The organism is Bacillus sp. NEAU-CP5, assembly GCF_026420705.1.
Lineage (GTDB): Bacteria > Bacillota > Bacilli > Bacillales > Bacillaceae > Bacillus > Bacillus velezensis.
In genome coordinates, this window is sequence record NZ_JAPMOV010000001.1 from 1,011,845 (window position 1) to 1,033,032 (window position 21,188).

General features: G+C 47.0%; 21 protein-coding genes. 10 read left to right on the top strand and 11 right to left on the bottom strand.

Features of this window, described 5'->3' with window-relative positions; translation table 11 throughout:
• Positions 1 to 159 precede the first annotated feature (159 nt).
• Entirely contained in the window at positions 160 to 264 is a 105-nt protein-coding gene (locus OTK50_RS04505; protein WP_003155299.1) for a YhdX family protein, read from the bottom strand.
• 169 nt (positions 265 to 433) lie between these two features.
• Here OTK50_RS04505 and OTK50_RS04510 point away from each other — a divergent pair, with 169 nt between their 5' ends.
• The 3 genes from OTK50_RS04510 to crcB are packed head-to-tail and all read left to right on the top strand — an operon-like array spanning position 434 to position 1,903.
• Entirely contained in the window at positions 434 to 1,150 is a 717-nt protein-coding gene (locus tag OTK50_RS04510) for a glycerophosphodiester phosphodiesterase (protein WP_224224150.1), read from the top strand.
• A gap of 1 nt (position 1,151) precedes the next feature.
• The gene (locus OTK50_RS04515; protein WP_224224149.1) at positions 1,152 to 1,547 is read left to right on the top strand and encodes a fluoride efflux transporter FluC; all 396 of its coding nucleotides are present in this window, start codon (positions 1,152 to 1,154) and stop codon (positions 1,545 to 1,547) included.
• Positions 1,544 to 1,903: a fluoride efflux transporter CrcB gene (crcB, locus tag OTK50_RS04520; protein ID WP_007610339.1), complete on the top strand. Its 360-nt coding sequence runs from the start codon at positions 1,544 to 1,546 to the stop codon at positions 1,901 to 1,903. Before OTK50_RS04515 ends, crcB begins: the two co-directional genes overlap by 4 nt.
• Before the next feature lie 13 nt (positions 1,904 to 1,916).
• On the opposite strand, the gene OTK50_RS04525 is transcribed toward crcB, so the two are convergent.
• From OTK50_RS04525 to OTK50_RS04535, 3 genes are all read right to left on the bottom strand, one after another.
• Positions 1,917 to 3,305, bottom strand: coding sequence for a hemolysin family protein (locus OTK50_RS04525; RefSeq protein WP_082997772.1), 1,389 nt, complete (start codon positions 3,303 to 3,305; stop codon positions 1,917 to 1,919).
• 231 nt (positions 3,306 to 3,536) lie between these two features.
• Entirely contained in the window at positions 3,537 to 4,781 is a 1,245-nt protein-coding gene (locus OTK50_RS04530) for a beta-ketoacyl synthase N-terminal-like domain-containing protein (RefSeq protein WP_221664281.1), read from the bottom strand.
• A 32-nt stretch (positions 4,782 to 4,813) separates the two neighbouring features.
• Positions 4,814 to 5,998 (bottom strand): pyridoxal phosphate-dependent aminotransferase, encoded by a 1,185-nt coding sequence (locus tag OTK50_RS04535; RefSeq protein ID WP_045207587.1) that lies wholly within the window; start codon positions 5,996 to 5,998, stop codon positions 4,814 to 4,816.
• A 179-nt stretch (positions 5,999 to 6,177) separates the two neighbouring features.
• On the opposite strand from OTK50_RS04535, the gene OTK50_RS04540 reads away from it, so the two are divergent.
• A complete protein-coding gene (locus OTK50_RS04540; RefSeq protein ID WP_007409263.1) occupies positions 6,178 to 6,603 on the top strand; it encodes a MerR family transcriptional regulator in 426 nt (141 codons plus the stop codon).
• Positions 6,604 to 6,664: 61 nt separating this feature from the next.
• Entirely contained in the window at positions 6,665 to 7,999 is a 1,335-nt protein-coding gene (locus OTK50_RS04545) for a hemolysin family protein (protein ID WP_003155308.1), read from the top strand.
• Between the two features lie 45 nt (positions 8,000 to 8,044).
• Here the strand turns inward: OTK50_RS04545 and OTK50_RS04550 are convergent, their stop codons facing one another.
• Entirely contained in the window at positions 8,045 to 8,644 is a 600-nt protein-coding gene (locus OTK50_RS04550; protein ID WP_007610331.1) for a lysophospholipid acyltransferase family protein, read from the bottom strand.
• A gap of 238 nt (positions 8,645 to 8,882) precedes the next feature.
• Between OTK50_RS04550 and sigM the strand changes: the two genes are divergently transcribed.
• From sigM to OTK50_RS04565, 3 genes are read left to right on the top strand one after another with little or no spacing between them, the layout of a single operon-like run.
• Positions 8,883 to 9,374, top strand: coding sequence for an RNA polymerase sigma factor SigM (sigM, locus tag OTK50_RS04555; protein WP_003155312.1), 492 nt, complete (start codon positions 8,883 to 8,885; stop codon positions 9,372 to 9,374).
• Positions 9,364 to 10,440, top strand: a complete 1,077-nt coding sequence (locus OTK50_RS04560; protein WP_088005355.1) for an anti-sigma factor — start codon at positions 9,364 to 9,366, stop codon at positions 10,438 to 10,440. Before sigM ends, OTK50_RS04560 begins: the two co-directional genes overlap by 11 nt.
• Positions 10,428 to 10,718, top strand: a complete 291-nt coding sequence (locus tag OTK50_RS04565) for an anti-sigma-M factor (RefSeq protein ID WP_003155315.1) — start codon at positions 10,428 to 10,430, stop codon at positions 10,716 to 10,718. The genes OTK50_RS04560 and OTK50_RS04565 overlap by 13 nt, the downstream gene beginning before the upstream one ends.
• Before the next feature lie 36 nt (positions 10,719 to 10,754).
• On the opposite strand, the gene OTK50_RS04570 is transcribed toward OTK50_RS04565, so the two are convergent.
• The 4 genes from OTK50_RS04570 to OTK50_RS04585 form a co-directional block, all read right to left on the bottom strand.
• A complete protein-coding gene (locus OTK50_RS04570) occupies positions 10,755 to 12,110 on the bottom strand; it encodes a sodium-dependent transporter (RefSeq protein ID WP_045207049.1) in 1,356 nt (451 codons plus the stop codon).
• A 114-nt stretch (positions 12,111 to 12,224) separates the two neighbouring features.
• Complete coding sequence (locus OTK50_RS04575) at positions 12,225 to 13,628, bottom strand: amino acid permease (RefSeq protein WP_101670184.1); 1,404 nt, start codon at positions 13,626 to 13,628, stop codon at positions 12,225 to 12,227.
• Between the two features lie 333 nt (positions 13,629 to 13,961).
• Positions 13,962 to 14,831 (bottom strand): SDR family oxidoreductase, encoded by an 870-nt coding sequence (locus OTK50_RS04580; protein WP_224224148.1) that lies wholly within the window; start codon positions 14,829 to 14,831, stop codon positions 13,962 to 13,964.
• A gap of 79 nt (positions 14,832 to 14,910) precedes the next feature.
• The gene (locus OTK50_RS04585; protein WP_224224147.1) at positions 14,911 to 16,014 is read right to left on the bottom strand and encodes a citrate synthase/methylcitrate synthase; all 1,104 of its coding nucleotides are present in this window, start codon (positions 16,012 to 16,014) and stop codon (positions 14,911 to 14,913) included.
• Positions 16,015 to 16,123: 109 nt separating this feature from the next.
• Between OTK50_RS04585 and OTK50_RS04590 the strand changes: the two genes are divergently transcribed.
• Entirely contained in the window at positions 16,124 to 16,999 is an 876-nt protein-coding gene (locus OTK50_RS04590) for a LysR family transcriptional regulator (RefSeq protein WP_015239479.1), read from the top strand.
• Positions 17,000 to 17,067: 68 nt separating this feature from the next.
• On the opposite strand, the gene OTK50_RS04595 is transcribed toward OTK50_RS04590, so the two are convergent.
• A complete protein-coding gene (locus tag OTK50_RS04595; protein ID WP_224224146.1) occupies positions 17,068 to 17,898 on the bottom strand; it encodes a C40 family peptidase in 831 nt (276 codons plus the stop codon).
• 458 nt (positions 17,899 to 18,356) lie between these two features.
• Between OTK50_RS04595 and OTK50_RS04600 the strand changes: the two genes are divergently transcribed.
• Positions 18,357 to 19,736, top strand: coding sequence for an alkaline phosphatase (locus tag OTK50_RS04600; RefSeq protein ID WP_224224145.1), 1,380 nt, complete (start codon positions 18,357 to 18,359; stop codon positions 19,734 to 19,736).
• 37 nt (positions 19,737 to 19,773) lie between these two features.
• Here the strand turns inward: OTK50_RS04600 and OTK50_RS04605 are convergent, their stop codons facing one another.
• Positions 19,774 to 21,180 (bottom strand): SpoVR family protein, encoded by a 1,407-nt coding sequence (locus OTK50_RS04605; RefSeq protein ID WP_007409274.1) that lies wholly within the window; start codon positions 21,178 to 21,180, stop codon positions 19,774 to 19,776.
• Positions 21,181 to 21,188: the final 8 nt, after the last annotated feature.

Consider the following 21,188-nt stretch of genomic DNA (forward strand, 5'->3'; position numbering starts at 1 on the left):
ATATGCTCCTTTGTCTTGTCGAAAATCTATTATACTAAAACATTCGGACATCAGCTTCTTTTAATGTCTTTAGGCAGCCTGAAAAACCCCGGCATCAGAGCACAGCCGGGGTTTTCACACATTCGTTCATCTTTCAGCCAGATACAACAGGGTCAGGCACTATTTCTTCTTTGATTGTGTCTGTTTCAGGAGAGTCGCTTTTTGGATTTCAGCATCGGTTTCGGCCTTAATTCTTTCTTCCACTTTCAATCTCCCTTTTCCCATGATCTCGCCTCCTTTTTGCCATTATAAATCATCAATGCGGATTGTAAACCGAAAAAAGCACTATCTTTATTCCAAAAAAATACTGTTTTGCACATTCACCAGTTTGAATCGCTGTGCATATACGAATCTGATATAATAACAGAAATGCCCATGAGGGGAGCTGACAAGCTTGTATACCATCGCTCATCGCGGCGCCTCCGGTTACGCGCCCGAAAATACATTTGCGGCATTTGATATCGCTGCCGAAATGAACGCTGATTTCATTGAGCTTGACGTCCAGCTCACAAAAGACGGTCAGATTGTCGTCATCCATGATGACAAAGTCGACCGGACGACGGACGGCTCCGGTTTTGTAAAAGATTTTACGCTGAAGAAGCTACAGTCTCTGGATGCCGGCAGCTGGTATGGGGCTGAGTTTAAAGGGGAGCGGATTCCCGTGCTCGAAGAGGTTCTGAAGCGTTATCATTCTGAAATCGGATTTTTAATTGAACTGAAGGGGCACGTTTCTCAAGTCGGTCTTGAAAAAGCAGTCGGCCAGCTGTTAAGCAGGTTTTCCTTTTCCATCCACCCTATCGTTCAATCATTCAGCCTCAAGTCGATTCAGACCTTTCACGGCATGTATCCGTCCGTTCCGACTGCAATTATTGCAAGACCCAGCTTTGGGATGTTTTCCAAAAACCAGCTGAACGCCTACAAATCAGCCGTAAATTATGTCAATATTAAATATACCCGTCTGAATCGGTTCTTGATTTCCACCGCTCACAGACACGGCCTGAAAGTATTTGCCTGGACGGTCAGAAATCAAAAGACGGCCGAAAAGCTGCAAATGATGGCAGTTGACGGCATTGTAACTGATTTTCCGGATTTTATTTCTAAGGATGGCTGATATGAAACAATACATCGCAATTTTTATCGGAGGCGCGCTTGGCGCTTTGCTCCGCTTTGAAATGAGTGCGCACATTCACAGCGGTTCTTTCCCGGCGGCCACTTTCCTCGAAAACGCGGCGGGAAGCCTTTTACTTGGTCTTATTACGGGTTATTTCATCATTCGGGCTAAACGCCCTCTTATGACCGCCTTTTTAGGAACCGGTTTTTGCGGAGGTTTCACGACGATGTCAACCTTCGCAAAAGAAACCATTTTTCTGCTGCAATCGTCTCCCGCAGCGGCTTTTTGTTATGCTGCCGCGACTTTATTCGCTGGTCTTGCCCTTGCATACGCCGGCATTTTTTGGGGACGGCGGATTGCCCTTCACGCAGCGGGAAGGGGGCATGATACACCATGACGATTGTCCTGATGCTTATCGCAGCGGGTATCGGAGCGGTATTACGGTCTCTGCTGGGTAAAACAATTTCAGAAAGAACAAAAGGTTTTCCGATTCCGCTTGGAATGGCTGCGGTCAACCTGCTCGGCTCCTTCGGCCTCGGCATGTTCACCGGACTGGGCCTGGATAATCCTTCCGCCGGCATCATCATCGCGACAGGCTTTTTCGGTGCGTTTACGACCTTTTCCACGTTCAGTATTGAAGCCGTGCAGCTGATGATGAACAACCGCATAAAGGAAAGCCTGCTCTACATCGCTGTTTCAGCAGCCGGAAGCCTTTTGGGGTTCTGGTGCGGCTTCATTATCATGTCCATTTAAAAAAACCTTGAGCTTATTTTTCGCTCAAGGTTGCGTTATGAAGCATGACCGTTTCAGGCACGGGCAGCTGGCGGTTTATTGTTCCCTGACCGCCCGGGCGGCCCTGTTCTTCTTTGAATTCAAGCTGTTTAATAAACCGGCCGTCCATTTCTAATATGAGGGCAGTATATCCCCCGATTTGTATCGACTCACCCGCACGGATGTCAATATTCCGTTTCAGCACAAGACCGCCGATCGTGTCGACTTCCTCTTCAATCCCTGCGCCGAGAAGATGATTCACCTGATCAATCCGAACCTTTCCGTCCAGCACATAATGGCGTTCGGACAGCTTTTGAATCTGCGGCTGTTCGTCCTCATCAAATTCGTCTCTGATATCGCCGACGATTTCTTCAAGGATGTCTTCGGTCGTCACAAGACCGGACGTTCCGCCATATTCATCAGACAATATCGCCAAATGAATCCGTTCTCTCTGCATTTTTATCAGCAGGTCGTGTATCGGGATCGTCTCGATGACTTCAATCACCGGGCGGACGTAGGACGTGATGGATACTTCCGCTTTTTCATCTTCTGTCATAAACAGCAGATCTGAAAAGAGATGCTTCGTATTGATCATGCCGATGACACTGTCTTTGTCCCCGTCCGTTACGGGCCAGCGCGTATATTTGTCTTTCAGCATCATATCAAGCATTTCCGGCACGTCCATATCAGTGGAAACAGCCGCGATTTCTTTTCTCGGGATCATGATTTCCTTGGCGATCCGATTATCAAAATCAAAAATTTTATTCACAAACGTATATTCAGACGGATTGATTTCTCCGTTTTTTAAACTTTCTGACAGCAGGATCCGCAGCTCTTCTTCAGAGTGGGAGCCTTCATGCTCAGATGCCGGCTTTAATCCGGCCAAACCGGTCAGAATTCTCGCGGAGCCGTTCAGCACCCAAATAAACGGGAACATGAACACGTAAAATAACCGAAGCGGTCCGGCAATCCATAACGTCAGCTTTTCCGCTTTTTGAATCGCAACCGTTTTAGGCGCAAGCTCACCGACGACGACATGTAAAAACGTAATCAGACCGTACGCCGCAGCAAAAGCAATCACATGCTCAGCAGAATCCGGCAGCCCCATGCCCTGAAACACAGGATGAAGCATCCGCTCAAATGCAGGCTCTCCCAGTACGCCGAGCCCGATGGATGTGAGTGTAATGCCAAGCTGCGAGGCGGATAAATACTCATCAAGATCCGTAATGATACGCTTTGCGAGCACCGCCCGTCTGTTCCCTTCTGAGATGAGCTGATCGATTCTGGATCTTCTCACTCTGACGATCGCAAATTCACTCGCCACGAAAAATGCCGTTAACGCAATGAGCACACCGATTAAAATCAAACTGTCAATATCGTCCATTTCACCTTATCCCGAATTGAAGGATAAGGACGTCACCTCCTGATTTCATCGTTTTTTCTTAAGCGAGAGGAACGAAATGGGTGATTGACTACACAGAGGGCCCCATCCTGCCACCTCCTAAGTCAAAGCATGATTGTAATTTGTATATTTTATTGTATCACAACTCCATTCTTTCATCATTTTCAGATTTTTTTATCATATAAAAAACAGCCTTCAAAAAGAAGGCTGCCGTTATCTGCTTCGGAAATGATTTTCTAAACAAAGCGCCGTATTAATCCCCCCGAATCCCATGCTTAAGCTTAACGCATGGTGTACGGTATGGGCGCTCGGCCCGTCGGTCACCCACTGAAATGAATCGTCAATCGGCTCCGTTAAGTTTCGGATCGGATGAAGCTTGTTTTCCCGCATTTGCAAGAGAGCAGCAATGATTTCAACCGTTCCGGCCGCACTCAGACCGTGTCCGGTAATCGATTTTGTCGCATTAATCCGCGCGTGCGACAGGCCGCTTTCAGAAAGCGCCCGGCATTCAGTCTTATCACCGATCGGTGAACCGGTGCCGTGCGGGTTGATGTAATCGATCTCTTTTGCTGAAAGACCGGCCCGCTCCAGCGCCTGGCGGATCACCGTCATTTCGCCCTCTGCTGAAGGATTCGGGTTGCGGTTCGCATCGGAAGCCATCCCCCAGCCCTTTAAGCCGGCCCACGAACGTACGCCCCTCTCTTCGGCAGATTCAGCGCGTTCCAGCACAATCGCCCCGCACGCCTCTCCGAATATAAACCCGTCCGTATGCCGGTCAAACGGGCGGCAGGCGGCTTCAGGCCGTTCAGCGTATGTATCAGTGCCCATCGCTCCCAAAGAACGGAGAGCATGACACTCCATGTACGACAGATCGGCCAGCGCCCCGATCACGATACATCGGTCAAACAGGCCTCCTTTGATTCCTTGAGCAGCCTGGATAACTGCCGCCTGGCCGCTTGCCGACGCGCCGCCGACCGTAAAGGCCGGCCCTTTTATCCCGAATTGCTCCGTACAAAGCCCCGACAAATCACTATCCATAAAAGAAAGCCCGTATGTCGGATTTACAAATTGCGGCGTTTCACCGTTTTTCTCAAAGGTCTGCAGCAATTCGCGCTGCGTCATATTCGAGCCGCCGATGATCAGACCGGTGCGGCTGTGGTCAGCGCCGTCTAATTGAGCGTCATGCCACGCTTCATATAGAGCGATAAGTGCCGTCTTTCCTGATAATGCGGCCCTTCGGTACAAGCGCTTGGACAGCGCGTCCGGCGGCGTTAATTCGCTAAGCTCCGCGCCGATAAACGAACTGCCTTTCTGCCGGCCGGGCCGTTTCATCACATCAAAGGCGTGCCGCCCCTCCATAAGCGCATCGAGAAACGCCTCCTTGCATTGTCCGACCGCGGTTAAGACTCCGATTCCTGTAATGCTGATGTCTGACGTGCCATTATTTCTCCTCGACATTTGTCCGTTCTCCCATCTTTATGTATTGGAAGCTATGAAGAAAAATCTTGATACAGTGCTTTGAAAATATCGCGCGACTGTCTGATCTGTTCTGAAGGCACGCTGAAAGATAATCGGAAATAGCCGCTTTTTCCAAATCCGCTGCCGGGTACGATCAATAGTTTGTATTTCTGTGCGGCATGCATGCAGAACGCCACCTCGTCTTCAATCGGTGATTTCGGAAAGACGAAAAAGCCTCCTTTCGGCATTTCAAATTCGAAGCCGGCTTCTGTGAGGATGTCCACCATAAGGTCTCTCCGCTTTCTGTAAGGTTCAGCATCAATCGAAAGATCATCCATTTTCGCCACGGCGCGCTGCATCATGACCGGAGCGTTCACAAAGCCGAGCGTCCGGTTGCAGAAAACGAACGCATCCGTCAGAAGATCGCCCTCAGGCATTTGGGCGTCTGCCGCGATATACCCGAGCCTTTCCCCCGCAATGCCGAGATCTTTACTGAACGAACTGACTAAAATCACGCGGTGATACGCCTGAAACGGATTCGCCTGTTCTTCTCCGTAGATCAGCTGGCTGTACGGTTCATCAAATAAAATAAATATGCTTTGGCCGTTCCGCTCTTCGGCTTCTTTTAATAAGGCGCCTAATTCGTTAAGGTTTTTCTGGCTGAGCACAGTCCCCGTCGGATTATGCGGCGTATTAACGATCAGTCCTTTCGTACGGGGGGTGATCGCACCTTTAACCGCTTCAATATCAATCTCAAATGAGTCAGTCAGCGGGCAGATGACGGGTCTGCCGCGGTAATTTTCAACATACGCTTTATATTCCGCAAAATAAGGCGAAAGAAGGATGACTTCTTCCTCCGGGTTTAAAATGCTCTTCAGCGCGACATTCAGCGCCCCGCCGGCTCCGACCGTCATGACTGTATGCCTGGCGGAAATTTCTGTCTGAAACCGCTCTGACAAAAAGCGGGCAACCTTTTCTCTCGCCTCCGGAAGCCCTTGGTTTTGTATGTATCCGTGCCGCCCTGTTTCAGCCGCTTCGCAAAGCGCCTTTTTAAATGTTTCAGGCGGCTCCGCAACCGGATTTCCTATCGAAAAGTCAAATACCTTATCGGCGCCGAACTCTTTTTTCAGCTGAGCGCCTTCATCAAATAGTTTGCGTATCCATGAACCTTTCTCCAGATTCTGTGTCACTTCCCGTGATAAACCGGCCACTGTCATCTGTCCCTTCTGTCTTTTTCTGCCGTTTCTATTTACAATGATTATGAAAGATTTACATGGCGCAGTCAACGCTTTTTCAGACAGCCCGCCGCGCCATTTCAGGAGAAAGACGGAAAACAATAAACTTGTGCAAACTCCCCTTCATATATTAAACTATTCTCATAACTATAACGTGATGGTTGGGGAGGGATTTAGATGGGGCTGAGACTTATCGCATCAGTGAATTAGCAGAGCTTGCCGGTGTAACGAAACGCACGGTGGATTACTACACAAACCTCGGGCTTTTAAAGCCTGACAGGTCTTGTTCGAACTATCGTTACTACGATACACTTGCACTTAATCGGTTAAAGTTTATAGTCGCTTGTAAAAAGCAGCGATTGGCCCTGTCTGATATAAAAGATCGACTGGAGAACCAGTTTCCCTCTTCAGCCCTGCCTGACGATATTGGAAATCTGGCATCGGAAATTGATCACATGAATCAAAACATCTCCGTGATCTTGAATCGGTTTGAAAAGCTTGAACCAGAGGAGCGCGCCCAGCTGAAAAAAAGGCTGGCTCCTGAAAAGCTTGCAGTGCTTCAATCATTTATGCTGCTGTTAAGTTAAACCATTATCTTACTAACAGGAGGTGTTACCTTCATCTTCCCAAAAGAAGTGAAGGTTCTAATTGGACATTGTGAATTTGATTTTAGTCGCGGTTTTAATCGCGCTGACGGCATTTTTCGTAGCATCTGAGTTTGCGATAATCAGAATCAGAGGCTCACGGGTTGACCAGCTTATAGCAGAAGGAAATAAAGCCGCAATCGGTGTCAAAAAAGTGACCACGCATTTAGATGAGTATTTATCGGCGTGCCAGCTCGGCATAACATTGACTTCCATCGGTCTTGGTGTCTTAGGCGAATCAACGATTGAACGCTTGCTTCATCCGCTTTTCACAAAGATAAACGTACCAAGCTCATTATCGCATATTATTTCATTTATTCTCGCCTATGCGATCATTACATTCTTACACGTGGTCGTGGGAGAGTTGGCGCCGAAAACAGTCGCCATCCAGAAAGCGGAAGCCGTTTCAATGCTGTTTTCGAAACCGCTCATTTGGTTTTACCGCATCATGTTCCCGTTTATCTGGCTTCTGAACAACTCCGCCCGTCTTTTAACGAAGACGTTCGGTCTGGAGACAGTGTCTGAAAATGAGCTTGCCCACTCTGAAGAAGAGCTGCGCATCATTTTATCGGAAAGCTATAAAAGCGGTGAAATCAACCAGTCTGAATTTAAATATGTGAACAAAATCTTTGAATTTGACGACAGACTTGCAAAAGAAATCATGATTCCGCGTACGGAAATCGTCAGTCTGCCGCATGATATCAAAATTTCTGAAATGATGGACATCATTCAGATTGAAAAATATACCCGGTACCCTGTCGAAGAGGGTGACAAAGATAATATTATCGGCGTTATTAACATTAAAGAAGTGCTGACCGCCTGCATCAGCGGCGAAGTATCAGTCGACTCGCCGATTACCGATTTTGTCAATCCGATCATCCATGTGATTGAGTCGGCACCGATTCACGATCTGCTTGTAAAAATGCAGAAGGAACGGGTTCATATGGCGATTCTGTCGGATGAATACGGCGGAACCGCGGGGCTTGTCACCGTTGAAGACATTATTGAAGAAATCGTCGGGGAAATCCGTGATGAATTTGATATCGATGAAATCAATGAAATCCGCAAACTCGGCGACGGCCATTACATGCTTGACGGCAAGGTCCTGATTGATCAAGTGAACGAACTCCTCGGCATCCATTTAGAAAATGATGAGGTCGACACCATCGGCGGCTGGTTCCTTACCCAGAAATACGACGTCGAACAATACGACTCGATTATCGAAGAAGGCTGTGAATTTATCATTAATGAAATTGACGGCCACCATGTCGCATATATCGAAGTAAAAAAACTGGCGTTTGATGAACTGCTGGAAACCGCCGAACAAAAAGAAGCATAACAAAAAAGCTTGCGCGTCTGATAAAGACGGCAAGCTTTTTTTCATTTACAGTTGTTCAAGTTTTTTCTCAAGCTCTTTAATTCTGGCATTCAGCTCTTCTGTCATGGCCGCAAGCCTCTCCTTCGGCGCAAGATCGGAAAAGTCCTCCAAAAAAATCGGCTCGCCGATGATAAGCCGCATTTTTCCCTTTTTAAACAGCGCTTTTCCTGTAGACGGCCCTTTATATGCGGCCGGAACGAGCGGCGCTTTTCCCATTTGGGCGATGGTCACGGCCCCTCTTTTCAGCGGGACGTCTTCTGATGTTCTCGTACCGCTCGGAAAAATCCCGACAATCTTTCCTTCCTTCAGAAGCTTAATCGGCGTTTTAATGCTGCTCGGGCCCGGATTTTCACGGTCAACCGGGAACGCGTGAATCTTCTTCAAAAAACTACCGATCCACTTTTTCTGAAACAGCTCTTTTTTCGCCATATAATGAATCTGATGGGGCAATATCCCGACACCGAGCGTGAGGACGTCCACCCAGCCCGCATGCGTGCACGCGATAACGAATCCTTTATCAGACGGAAGATTCTCTTTATTGTACACTTTCACTCCTCCGCGCAGGGATAGAATGCATTTGATGGCATTTGCACAAAACTTATACATAACGCACTTCCTTTGTTGTAATGATCAAAAGTGTTCTCTCTCTATTATAACAATATTTTTTATTACCTGGTACTAATAATTATATTTTTCCTCCGCCGATCTCTATCTTTTATGACGGTTTTTGGGTACTATAGAGAAATGGTGTTTGATGAGGTGAAAATGAATTTAAGCCGTTTGCATGGAACGTGCAACTTTAAACCTTTCTTATGCGTGTATAACATAGAGGGGAGAAAAGGCAGTGACGATCGATGAAATTTACCAAATGTATATGAATGATGTTTACCGGTTCCTGCTCTCCATGACAAAAGACAAGCATCTCGCTGAAGATTTGCTGCAGGAAACCTTTATGAGGGCATACATACACATTCACTCCTACGACCACAGCAAAGTAAAGCCATGGCTTTTTCAAGTGGCGAGAAATGCGTTTATAGATTATGTCAGAAAACATAAAAAGGAAGTGACCATTTCCGATGACTTAATTGGGAGCCTTTTTCAGACGGCTGTTCAAAGCCCGGCTCATCAGATTGAAATCAAGGAAGTGCTGACAGGGTATATGTCCGAACTTCCCGACAATTATCGGGAGGCCTTAACACTGTATTATTTAAAAGAACTGAATTACAAAGAAGCATCCCATATTATGAATATTTCAGAGGCTAATTTTAAAAGTGTTTTATTTCGTGCCAGACAGCGGCTGAAAGCACTTTATAATAGAGGTGTTAATGATGAATGAAGAATTTAAAAAGCGTTTTTACCAATACAAAAATGGAGAAATGAGCGACCGGGAAATGGCCGCCTTTGAAGAAGAGCTGGAAAAGCTGGAAGTCTATCAGGAGTTGATTGAAAGCGAAATGCAGGACGACCGGGAATGGGACGTCGGCATCAGCCCGGAAAAACAGAAGGCCATTTTATCATACGGAAAACGCAAATCGTATTTGCGGATTTCAGTTCTCGCCGTCATTTCCACTTTGATGATTTTGCCGCTTTGCACTTTAGGAAGCTACCTCTATTACGGTCTGGGAGGAAAAGAAAGCACCGGCAATCAATTAATGGAGACCGCGGCAGTGACGGTGGCGACCACAATGCCGAACGTCCTCGTCGATACCTCCGGACTGAAAAGCCAGGTGAAGCTGTTTGGAATGAATACGGAATTTCCGCTGCAAAAGCAGATCGGCACAAAAACGAAATCCGTCGGCGGAGAACGGATTGAAATGTTTTTAGATACGGTCAAATCGCCTGCCGTTAACTACTATGATTTAGACGCGGCACAGGCAAAGCATTATTTCGCCCATCCTTCCGGCTTAAAGGAACGCACGATTGACAAAGCCGGACAGACATTAAAAAAATTGCCTGAAGGAAGCGTGGCGGAGGTCTATCTTTCTTATGACAGGGCCTACCCTTCTTCTCAAGTATATTCGACTTTTAAAAAATACGATGTGAAGTTTTTATGGAACGCGGTCGAAACGGAGAAAAATCTGAAAGACAGTCCTTATGCCGAGCCGTTAGGATTTCCCGGGAAAGATTCCAAGATGGTGTCCTCTTTCGAAACGCAAGGACAGACAGACCGTGAACAATTTATCAATGCCCTTGAATTTATGTCCCGCCATAAAAAATGGGCGCATGCAATATCGAAACGCAAAGACATGAATCTGGGCAGCCGAATCGACTATGTTGAACATCACGGAATGAACGTATACGGCTCTGTCGTGACGGGGCCGACAAAAGAAATCGAACGTCTGCTGAAAAACAAAACAGTAAAAGCAGCAAACATCGGTGAGGTGGAATTATGGAATTGGTAAGAATTTTTAAAGAGCATAATGTTTTCGGCTGGATATCAGTCGGTACCGCGATTTTGTCGCTGCTGCTTTTGAACGTGGCAATCATCAGCAATGTGACTTTCTATTCTTATCAGATGCTGCCGTTTGCGATGGCCGCCGTGCCGTTCGGCATCATTGAGCTGTTTATTAAAAAAGGACGGACGGGCCCGGGACTGCTCGGTGTCATTCTCAATCTGTTCGTCATTGTCTGTGTATATACGATCGTTGCGGTTGATACGAATCTGCAATTCGGTTTTTAAACATAAAAACAGGCCCTTTTACGGGGGCCTGTTTTTTTAAAATGAAAGAACGCCGATTAAATGCAGCAATACGACGATGATAGCCAGCGGCACGAGATATTTCAGAAGGAAATACCACACCTGAAAGAAACGATAGCCGATGGCTGAACCGCTTTTCATCTCGGCAAACAGCTCCTGCTTCGGTATTTTCAGCGGGACGAAGATTGATATTAATAAAGCGCCGAGCGGAATCAGCACATTGCTGACGGTGAAATCCGCAAGATCAAAAAACGTTTTTCCGAACAAATGAACATCACCGAGAACACCGTATGATAAACAGGACGGAATTCCGACTAAGAAAATGAGCAGACCGCTTGTCCACGACAGCTTCTTTCTTTTCGTTTCATCACCTTTCCCGACAGTCGCCACGATAATTTCCACCATCGAAAAGGCCGAAGTCAGCGCGGCGAAGAAAAAGACCGTCAGAAAGCTGATAAAAAACAGCGAGCCGAACGGCAGCCGGTCAAACACAGCCGGCAGCACGGTAAACAGCAGTGTAGGCCCTTCATCCGGTTTAAAGCCGAACGAAAAAACCGCCGGGAAAATGGCCAGTCCCGCAAACAGCGTGACGAGCACATTCATCATAACAATGGAACCCGCCGAACCCGGAAGATTTTGGGTTTTCGGCAGATACGAACTGTATGTCACCATGACCGAAACACCGAGCGTTAATGTAAAAAACGCCTGTCCTAAAGCATATAGGATGGATTCCGGCGTCAAATCTTCAAAGTGCGGAACCAATAAAAATTTAATCCCCTCAACGGCATGATCGAGCGTGACTGATCGCAGCACAAGCAATAGAAACAGCACGAATAAAATCGGCATCAGCACCGCACTGACACGTTCAATCCCTTTCTGCACGCCTTTTGCGACGACCGCCACCGTCATGATCATAAATACAAGCTGCGCAATGAGAGTCTGGATCGGATTTTCAATGACCGTCCCGAACACCGTGCCGTACTGCTCCTGAGTGAGCCCGGATAAAGAACCGGTAACGGCTTTTAACACATAAAGCAAAATCCACCCGCCGACAACACTGTAAAAAGACAAAACTAAAAAACAGGCCGCCACACCCACATAACCCGTGAGGTGCCATACCGACTTCGGCGCGGCTTGTTTGTAGGCATCAATCGCATTTGTCTGGCTCCGTCTTCCGAAAATAAATTCACCGAGCAAAAGCGGATAGCCTAAAAGCACGGTAAAGAGGACGAATACAAGAAAAAAAGCGCCTCCTCCGTTCGTACCCGCTACGTAAGGGAACTTCCAAATGGCTCCCAGGCCGATCGCCGAACCGGCAGCGGCCATAATAAATCCTATTTTTGAGGCCCATTGAACCCTTTTTTGGTCAGACACGACTTTCCACTTCCCTTCCGCCCTATATTATCCCTTATTCGCTGCGATAACTTAAGTCCATTTCAATATGTTTCATTATTCCGAAAAATAAAAAGGAGCGGCGGGTGCCGCTCCTTACAAATCCCCGTTTAATTTCGAATGCTTTCTCGAATATAAGAAATAAATCACCAGACCGATGATCAGCCAGATAAAGAAACGGAATATGGTGGTGGCGCCAAGGTTAATAATCAAAAACACGCAGAACAAAATGGACAATACCGGAATAAAGGGAACCCCCGGACATTTAAAAGCCCTTGGCAGATCAGGCTGTTTCTTTCTCAATACGATAACCGCCACGGAAATCAGGACAAACGCGGCAAGCGTGCCGATGTTCACCAGCTTCGCCAGTTCATCAAGCGGGACGAGCGAGCCGAGTAATGCCGACAGGATGCCGAATACCCATGTCACCACGTGCGGCGTTTTATGCTTCGGATGGACTTTTGAAAGCGACCCCGGCACCAAACCGTCACGGGACATGGCAAACATCACCCTCGTCTGGCCGTACAGCATGACGAGCATCACCGTTGTCATTCCCAACACTGCGCCGATATCAATAATCCCGGCCACCCAATTCTGTCCGGCCATCTGCAGGACGAGAGACACGGGATGGTCAACGCCCTCAAAGCGGGCAAACGGAACGACGCCCGTCATAATCGCCGATACGGTCACATACAGCACGGTGCAGATGATTAATGAAAAGATAATTCCTTTCGGCAGATCCTTCGCCGGATTTTTCGTTTCTTCAGCGGCGGAAGAGACGGCGTCAAAACCGATAAAAGAGAAGAAAACGAGCGCCGCGGCACTGAAAACACCGCCGAAACCCATCGGTATAAACGGCTGCCAGTTGTGAGGTTTGACATATACGGCCGCAACGGCGATAAACAATAGAACAACCAGAACCTTCAAAATGACCATGATATTATTGACCCGCTTCGATTCCCTAATGCCTAAGTAGAGGAGGAATGTAATCGCAAGCACGATAACAAATGCGGGGAGATTAAAGAATGTGACCGTGCCTTTAATGGATCCCGGCGCGGCCGTTAATGCGGTCGGAAGATGAATGCCGAAGCCCGCCAAGAATGATTGAAAATAGCCGGACCAGCCGACCGAAACCGCGCTGACGGCGAGCATATATTCCAAGATTAAATCCCATCCGATGATAAACGCGAGAAGTTCACCCAGTGTCGCATAAGTAAACGTGTAGACGGAACCTGAAACCGGGACGCTTGAAGCAAATTCAGCATATGACAGAGCCGCAAATAAACACGCAAGAGCGGCGATGACAAATGAAACGGTCAGCCCCGGCCCCGCCGTGACAGCGCCTGTTCCGGTTAATACAAAAATCCCCGTTCCGATGATGGCCCCTATCCCCAGAAGGGTCAGATCAAAGGCCCCTAACTCTCTTTTCAGCGACTTTTCCCCGCTCGTTGCGGCAAGCAGGTCCTGAATGCTTTTCTTTCTGAATACGCTCCCCTTCATCTGCTTCACTCCTTGTAAATCAATATATGTTAGAATATTCAGATAACAATAGCAATAATGACTAAATTCTTATTTTTCGCATGAAATGTTTCAGCACATCATCCCTTTCTCCTACATCATATTATAGCGAAAAATATAAAAATGAAAATAACTTTTTTGAAAATTCTATATATTATTTTTGGTTTTCATAAAGCAAAACTCAGCGGATTCTTTACTGCAAAATATTAACATTAGTGATTCTGCTGGCGACTTCCATTTTTTAAAAATCGTATTCATATGTACGTTCAAATAAAAATCCCGCACTTTTTAAAAGCGCGGGATAAAACTTGCGTATTATGTTGAAATAAATCTGCCGCCATTTACGTGAATGGTCTGCCCCGTCATATAGGAAGATTCGTCTGAAGCCAGAAGCACGTAAGCACCGGCGTGTTCCGCAGGCTGTCCCGGTCTTCCCATCGGAGTGTCCAGACCGTGCTTTTCTACCTTTTCTTCAGTAAACGTCGCCGGAATCAGAGCGGTCCAGATCGGTCCAGGGGCCACCGCATTTACTCTGATCCCCTGATCGGCCAATGACATCGCCATTGAACGCGTAAAGGAAACGATGCCGCCTTTCGTGCACGAATAGTCGATCAATGAAGTGTCTCCCTGATAAGCGGTAATAGACGTTGTATTAATGATGGCGCTCCCTCTTTTGAGATGAGGCAGCACGGCTTTTGTCATATGAAACATAGAAAACATGTTTGTACGGAATGTCTTCTCCAGCTGTTCAGCTGTAATATCAAGAATCCTGTTTTGCGGATGCTGCTCAGCCGCATTATTAACGAGAATATCTATTTTTCCATAGTGATCTAAGACTTGCCGGACCGCCTTCTGACAATGCGCCTCATCACCGACGTCTCCCGGAATTAACAGGCATTCGGCCTGGTATTCTTCCGCACGCTTTTTCGTTCTCTCGGCATCGGCATGTTCGTCTAGGTACAGGATGGCAAGATCCGCTCCCTCCTTCGCGTAAGCGATCGCAGCCGCTGCGCCGATGCCGCTGTCTCCGCCCGTGATGACGGCGACTTTTCCTTTTAATCTGCCCGACCCTTTTACATCCGGGTCCTCCAAGAGCGGTTTCGGCTCCATGTCTGACTCAATACCGGGCTGGCGCTTTTGCACCTGCGGCTTTTGTCCTTCCGTCTGTCTGTCCATCGGATTCATATTCTCACACTCCTGCAATTGGTATTACTGAGACGATACCACGCAATGCGGGGAGTTAAACGGACAAATATGCCGGTGATTAAAGCTGCTGAGCCGTTTCGGGAAAAGCGCCGGTGTATTTCGCAGACGGCCTGTAAATCATGTTGTCAGCGGACTGTTCAAGCACGTGTGCGCACCAGCCTGCCATTCTGCTTGCTGAAAAGGTCGGCGTAAATAAATCATTGTCGACATCAATGGCCTGCATCACAGCCGCTGCGTAAAACTCCACATTCGTATACAGCTTCCGTCCGGGCTTATATTGCTCTAACAGGCGGATGGCTTCCTTCTCCACATAAAGCGCCAAGTCAAGCGACGGATCATTTCCCGCCACTTCTTCAGCCTTTATGCGCAGCGCTTCCGCCCGCGGGTCTTTTGTTTTGTACACCCTATGCCCGAAGCCCATCAGGCGTTCTCCCTTCATAAGCTTCGCTGCCAAATACGCTTCTGCATTTTCTTTTTTCCCGATATCTTCAAGCATTTTCGTGACGCCTGAAGGTGCGCCTCCGTGCAGCGGCCCTTTCATCGTACCCAGTGCGGCAGTGACGGCAGACACTAAGTCCGATTCAGTCGAAACGGTGACTCTCGCTGAAAAAGTCGATGCATTCATCCCGTGCTCCATCGCCAGAATCATATACGTCTCAAGCGCTTTCTTTTGGGCTGCGGACGGCTGCCTGCCTGTCAGCATATACAAATAGTTTTCAACGTGTCCGTATCGCGCCTCAGGTGACAACGCTTCCTGCCCTTGTTTACGGCGGTATCTGTACGCAATAATCGTCGGTGTGACGGCAATCAGTTTAATCGCTTCTTCCGGCTTGGGCGGATATGTAAATGAATCTGTGCCCAAACCTGAAACAGCCGTTCTCAGCACCGCCATGTCGTCCATTTCATCCGGAAGCGTTTCCAGTAAGTCGATCAAATGTTTCGGAAGCCCGCGCTCGGCTGCAAGTTCTTCCTGAAACGCAAGCAATTGCCGCTCATCAGGAAGCGGCCCGTTCAAAATGAGATACGCCGCTTCTTCAAAACTGAATTGCAGCGCGATTTCCTTCGCGTCATAGCCGCGATATATTAAATGCCCCTTTTCTCCGTCAATATGGCTGATAGCCGTTTCTGCACAAGTAATCCCTTTCAATCCACGATAAATCAATTTCATTCCCCCTTATCCTCTTTCTGTTATTATAGTAAATATAATATTTAAAAAATAATGAATATTTTTAAGGGAATTAATTAAAACTTTTAATCAGAGGAGTGCATCTATGGATTTTAAATGGCTTCACACCTTCGTCACCGCGGCAAAATATGAGAATTTCAGAAAAACGGCGGAAACGCTTTTTTTATCTCAGCCGACCGTCACCGTTCATATAAAATTATTAGAGAAAGAAATCAGCTGCAAGCTGTTTCAGCGGAGCGGCCGGAAAATACAATTGACGGAAGAAGGAAAAGCATACGTGCCGTTTGCCATGAGGCTTTTGGAAGACTATGAAAACAGCATGGCGGAGCTGCACAGGGTGCGCCAGGGCTACTCGCACACGCTGACACTCGCTGTTTCGCCGCTTATCGCCGACACCGTTCTCCCGTCTGTCATGAAGCGTTATACAGAGGACAATAAAGAAACCGAGATGACGGTCACCATTTTCGAATCGGAAGAAATCGCCTCTCAAATCAGAAACGGCTCAGCCGATATCGGACTGAGCTGCTTAAAGGTGCAATCATCTTCCCTCACTTGCCGCCCCCTGTACAATGACCCCGTTGTCCTCGTCGCGCCGCCCGGCCGAAAACCCGGGACAGGGAAGGCGGATGAAGTGAAAGACCTGTTCGGACAATATCTGCTTTTGACCCATAACCATCCTGACTATTGGGATGATTTGCTCCGCCAGGTCAGAATACAGTTCCCTTTTGTCAGGACAATGAAGGTGACACAGACGCATATTACGAAACGATTTATTAAAGAGGGGCTGGGCGTCTCATTTCTGCCGCTGTCAGCGGTACGGTCCGAACTCGCCGCAGGCAGCATGATTGAAATTCCGTGCGAATTCGCCCAGATGCCGAGCGCGGGCGCGTACGCCATCGCCCTCTATGAAAATGAAAAAAAGAAAACCTTTTTAGATTTTTTATCACATTTTCATTTTTAGGTGAAACAAATGGAGCTCTGTCCCGTCTAAATAAAAAACCCGTTCTGATGAACGGGTTTCTATCGCTGCTAGAATCTTTTCGCGCCAAGGTAGCGAGGTTTCCAGTAGCTGTTATTCAGATCACTTGTTGTGACACCGTCAGAACCGGCATGGATGAACTTGTTGTTTCCGATGTACACACCCATGTGTGAAGGGCCGGCCTGATATGTTGTAAAGAAGACGAAGTCTCCTCTTGACGGGCTCGACACACTCTTCATTGAGCTCCAGTATCCCGCAGTGCTTGTTCTGCCGACACTCGTCTGTTTGTTTAACAGGTACCAGATAAATCCGCTGCAGTCAAAGCCGGAAGTTGTTGTTCCGCCCCATACATACGGCGTGCCGATTAAAGATTGCGCATCAGAAATCAGCTTGTTCACATTCAGGCTCGTCTGTGCAACATTATGGCTGGATGAAGGCTGCTTTGATGACGATGACGAAGATCCTGAAGACGTTGAACCGGAAGTTGATCCCTTTACTTTAAGAACTTGTCCGATGCGGATCAGATCCGTTTTTAAACCGTTTAAACTTTTTAATTGGTTTACCGTCATTTTATATTTATTCGCAATTTTCCAAAGGCTGTCGCCTTTTACGACTTTATATGTAGACGATGATGACTTGCTGCTTGAGCTTGAACCTGAGGATGATTTACCGTTAATCGAAAGCGTCTGACCGATGTAAATGATATCCGATTTTAATTTGTTCTCAGATTTAATGGAATTAATTGACGTTCCATACCGATTTGAAAGTCCCCATAATGTATCGCCTTTTTTTACCTTAATCGTTTGCGCAGATGCCGCGCCCGCAAACAAAGTCGTCCCCAAAACCACTGCCGTTGTTGCTGTAACAAGTTGCTTTTTCATATTTTCCTCCCTGAATGATTCTATCTATTTTATGTGTCTCTTTTTTAAAGTTTTTATCTGTTTCCTATTATAAGGTTCAATTTCCACTAGAAATAGACTTGACTTCCCGTGACAAATTTCTTACTAATTCGTTTTAGAAAAAAGTTTTTAAGGGTATTAAATATTTCAATTTGATTTCAAACGTGACGAAAAACGAGTCAATTTGTCATGTTTTTTTCCTGTGATCATCGTATTTTGGAAAAACAAAGCAGTTTACTTTCCAAATAACTCCTTGTTAAAAAAATCCTCATCTTTTTCAAAAAAGTGAATGGTTTTCACTCTTTCTTGAAAACATAAGTTACACCGGAATTTACATTTCTAACAATGTTTCACCTGAAATTTACAGGAGAAACAGGCGCTCTTTACAAACACCCCCTACCATTAGACATGCAGACACGATTAAAGGAGGACGAGTGAGAATGAGTCTATTTAAACAGGTTCGATCAAAACTTCTGCCGGCGGCAGCCGTATCCGTACTGACAGCCGGTCTGATTGCGGGCGCGGGGCTTCAGCACTCCGAACAGGCTGCGGCAAAAAAACAGCCTGACAAAAACGAGATCAGAAACGTCATCTTCATGGTCGGCGACGGAATGGGCGCTCCCTATATGAACGCCTACCGTTCGGTCATTAACAAAGGAAAACCTTCGGATGGTATGAAACTGACGGCATTCGATCCCAATCTCACCGGTATGATGATGACTTATCCTGACGATCCTGATTCCAATATTACCGATTCCGCGGCGGCTGGCACGGCAATGGCCACAGGCGTGAAAACGTATAACGCGGCGATCGGAGTCGATAAAAAAGGAAAGCGGGTAAAATCCGTCCTCGAAGAAGCGAAACAAAGAGGGAAATCCACCGGACTTGTCGCAACTTCGGAGATTGCGCACGCCACCCCTGCGGCATTCGGAGCCCATAACAAATCCCGAAAGAACATGGATGACATCGCAAGCAGCTACTTTGATGACCGCATCAACGGAAAACAGAAAGTCGATGTGCTCCTCGGAGGCGGCAAGTCAAACTTTATCCGTAAAGACCGCAATGTAACAAAGGATTTCAAAAAAGCGGGATACAGCTACGTGACATCAAAACAGGAGCTTAAAAAGGATCGTAATAAGAAGATTCTCGGCCTGTTTGCCGATGGCGGACTCGACAAAGCAATCGACCGCTCGAACGCCGTCCCTTCATTAGAAGACATGACAACGGCAGCGATCGACAAGCTGAACAAGAATAAAAAAGGGTTTTTCTTAATGGTCGAAGGCAGCCAAATTGACTGGGCGGGCCATGACAATGATATAGTCGGCGCAATGAGTGAAATGAAGGATTTTGAAAAAGCGTATAAAGCAGCGATCGCATTTGCCAAAAAGGACAAACATACGCTTGTCGTTGCCACGGCTGACCATACCACCGGCGGATTGACGATCGGCGCGAATGACGATAAAAACTGGCATGTTGAACCGATTCTTGCCGCAAAAAAAACCCCGGCGTTTATGGCTGACCAAATCAAAGCGGGTAAATCCGTATCTTCCGTGCTTGCGCGTTATACAGACCTGAAATGGTCAAAAGCGGAAATCAAACAGATCGAAACGGCCTCAAAACAGGATGCTGACAAGAGCGTCTACAAAGCGATCATTAAGCTCTTTAATGCGAAAACCAACAGCGGCTGGACAACCGGCGATCATACGGGCGAAGAAGTTCCCGTTTACGCATACGGTCCGGGAAGAGAGTCATTTACGGGGCTTTTAAACAACACGGATCAGGCCAAAAAGATCTTTCACATCCTGAAACACGGAAAATAAAAAAGGATGCGGGGGTTTCCCCGCATCCTTTCTTCTTTTACAGATATCTCCGGTGCACTCCTTTGCCGTCATAAGAAAACATCACTTCTCTGTCTTCAAGAACAGATTCGATGTGCACGCTCCTGCCCCACAGCTGGTACAGATACGGCAGCACTTTCTCCAAATATTTCAGATCAAGCTCAATTCCCTCATACCAATGTTTAATATAAAGCTCATTATTCTTCAGGTAATCCCCGTCATTGACGGTCAGATAAGGAAATCCCCCGTTGACCCGCATGTTCACGAGCTGATCTCGCACGGCCTTCCATTCTTTGTCGATCACTTTATAGTCCCTGCCCTGCTTTTGGAATAAATACAAATCCTCACGCATTACGAGATCTTTCGTCAAATAATTGCGGATAAATGATATATCCGATTCAATTTCCCTGACCTCAAACATTTTCTCGCGTCCGGAACCGGGCTTTACTCCTGTTTTTTTCATTTCATCTGTCGGGTTGTCATAACGCTCTTCAATGTCTTCAAAAATTTTCAGCCCTAAATAATACGGGTTGATTCCCGTTTTTGACGGCTGAACGACGCCTGCGTTCAGCTTCGCAAATTCGATGGCTTCATCTGAAGTCAGGTCAAGCTCGCGGATAATCCGCTGATGCCAATAGGATGCCCAGCCTTCGTTCATGATTTTCGTTTCCAGCTGTGGCCAGAAATACAGCATTTCTTCTCTCATCATGGTTAAAATGTCACGCTGCCACGGTTCAAGCTCCCGCGAATGTTCTTCGATAAACAGCAGAATATCTTTTTCCGGCCGGGGCGGAAACGGTTTTTTCCCTTTTTTCTTTTTCACCTGCTTCGGCTTATCCATTCCCCATAAATCATCGTAAGGCGATGGCGCGGTTTCTTCTTCGTCCTCCTCTTCGTCATCGACGCTCCACAGCAGCTTCGGCCTGACGAGCGACGGATCGATATGCTCCTGAACCGCCAGAATGGCATCTAAAAAGGACTCCACCTCTTTTATCCCGTGAATTCTTTCATAATGCTTAATCCGCTCCGCCGCAGCCGCCATACTCTCAACCATGTCCCGGTTCGTATTTTGAAAGCGGCAGTTATGTTTGAAAAAATCACAATGGGCAAGAACATGGGCTACAATTAATTTATTTTGGATCAGCGAATTGCTGTCCAGCAAAAAAGCGTAGCAAGGGTTGGAATTAATGACAAGTTCATAAATTTTGCTCAAACCGAGATCATAATGGAGTTTCATCTTATGAAATTGTTTGCCGAAACTCCAGTGGCTGAATCTCGTCGGCATGCCGTACGCGCCGAATGTATAAATAATTTCAGCCGGGCAAATTTCATATCTCATCGGGTAGAAATCAAGGCCGAAACCCTTCGCAATGTCGGTTATTTCCTCAATTGCCCGCTGTAAACCTTTTGTCTCCTCCGCGTTCAACCGAATCC

Bases quoted from the DNA above. Each gene is read 5' to 3' on its own strand.
- OTK50_RS04525 (WP_082997772.1), bottom strand. From the start codon at position 3,305: ATGGACGATATTGACAGTTTGATTTTAATCGGTGTGCTCATTGCGTTA.
- OTK50_RS04565 (WP_003155315.1), top strand. From the start codon at position 10,428: ATGGAATTGGTAAGAATTTTTAAAGAGCATAATGTTTTCGGCTGGATA.
- OTK50_RS04580 (WP_224224148.1), bottom strand. From the start codon at position 14,831: ATGAATCCGATGGACAGACAGACGGAAGGACAAAAGCCGCAGGTGCAA.
- OTK50_RS04535 (WP_045207587.1), bottom strand. From the start codon at position 5,998: ATGACAGTGGCCGGTTTATCACGGGAAGTGACACAGAATCTGGAGAAA.
- OTK50_RS04590 (WP_015239479.1), top strand. From the start codon at position 16,124: ATGGATTTTAAATGGCTTCACACCTTCGTCACCGCGGCAAAATATGAG.
- OTK50_RS04560 (WP_088005355.1), top strand. From the start codon at position 9,364: ATGATGAATGAAGAATTTAAAAAGCGTTTTTACCAATACAAAAATGGA.
- OTK50_RS04515 (WP_224224149.1), top strand. From the start codon at position 1,152: ATGAAACAATACATCGCAATTTTTATCGGAGGCGCGCTTGGCGCTTTG.
- OTK50_RS04575 (WP_101670184.1), bottom strand. From the start codon at position 13,628: ATGAAGGGGAGCGTATTCAGAAAGAAAAGCATTCAGGACCTGCTTGCC.
- OTK50_RS04595 (WP_224224146.1), bottom strand. From the start codon at position 17,898: ATGAAAAAGCAACTTGTTACAGCAACAACGGCAGTGGTTTTGGGGACG.
- OTK50_RS04530 (WP_221664281.1), bottom strand. From the start codon at position 4,781: ATGTCGAGGAGAAATAATGGCACGTCAGACATCAGCATTACAGGAATC.
- OTK50_RS04600 (WP_224224145.1), top strand. From the start codon at position 18,357: ATGAGTCTATTTAAACAGGTTCGATCAAAACTTCTGCCGGCGGCAGCC.
- OTK50_RS04550 (WP_007610331.1), bottom strand. From the start codon at position 8,644: ATGTATAAGTTTTGTGCAAATGCCATCAAATGCATTCTATCCCTGCGC.
- crcB (WP_007610339.1), top strand. From the start codon at position 1,544: ATGACGATTGTCCTGATGCTTATCGCAGCGGGTATCGGAGCGGTATTA.
- OTK50_RS04505 (WP_003155299.1), bottom strand. From the start codon at position 264: ATGGGAAAAGGGAGATTGAAAGTGGAAGAAAGAATTAAGGCCGAAACC.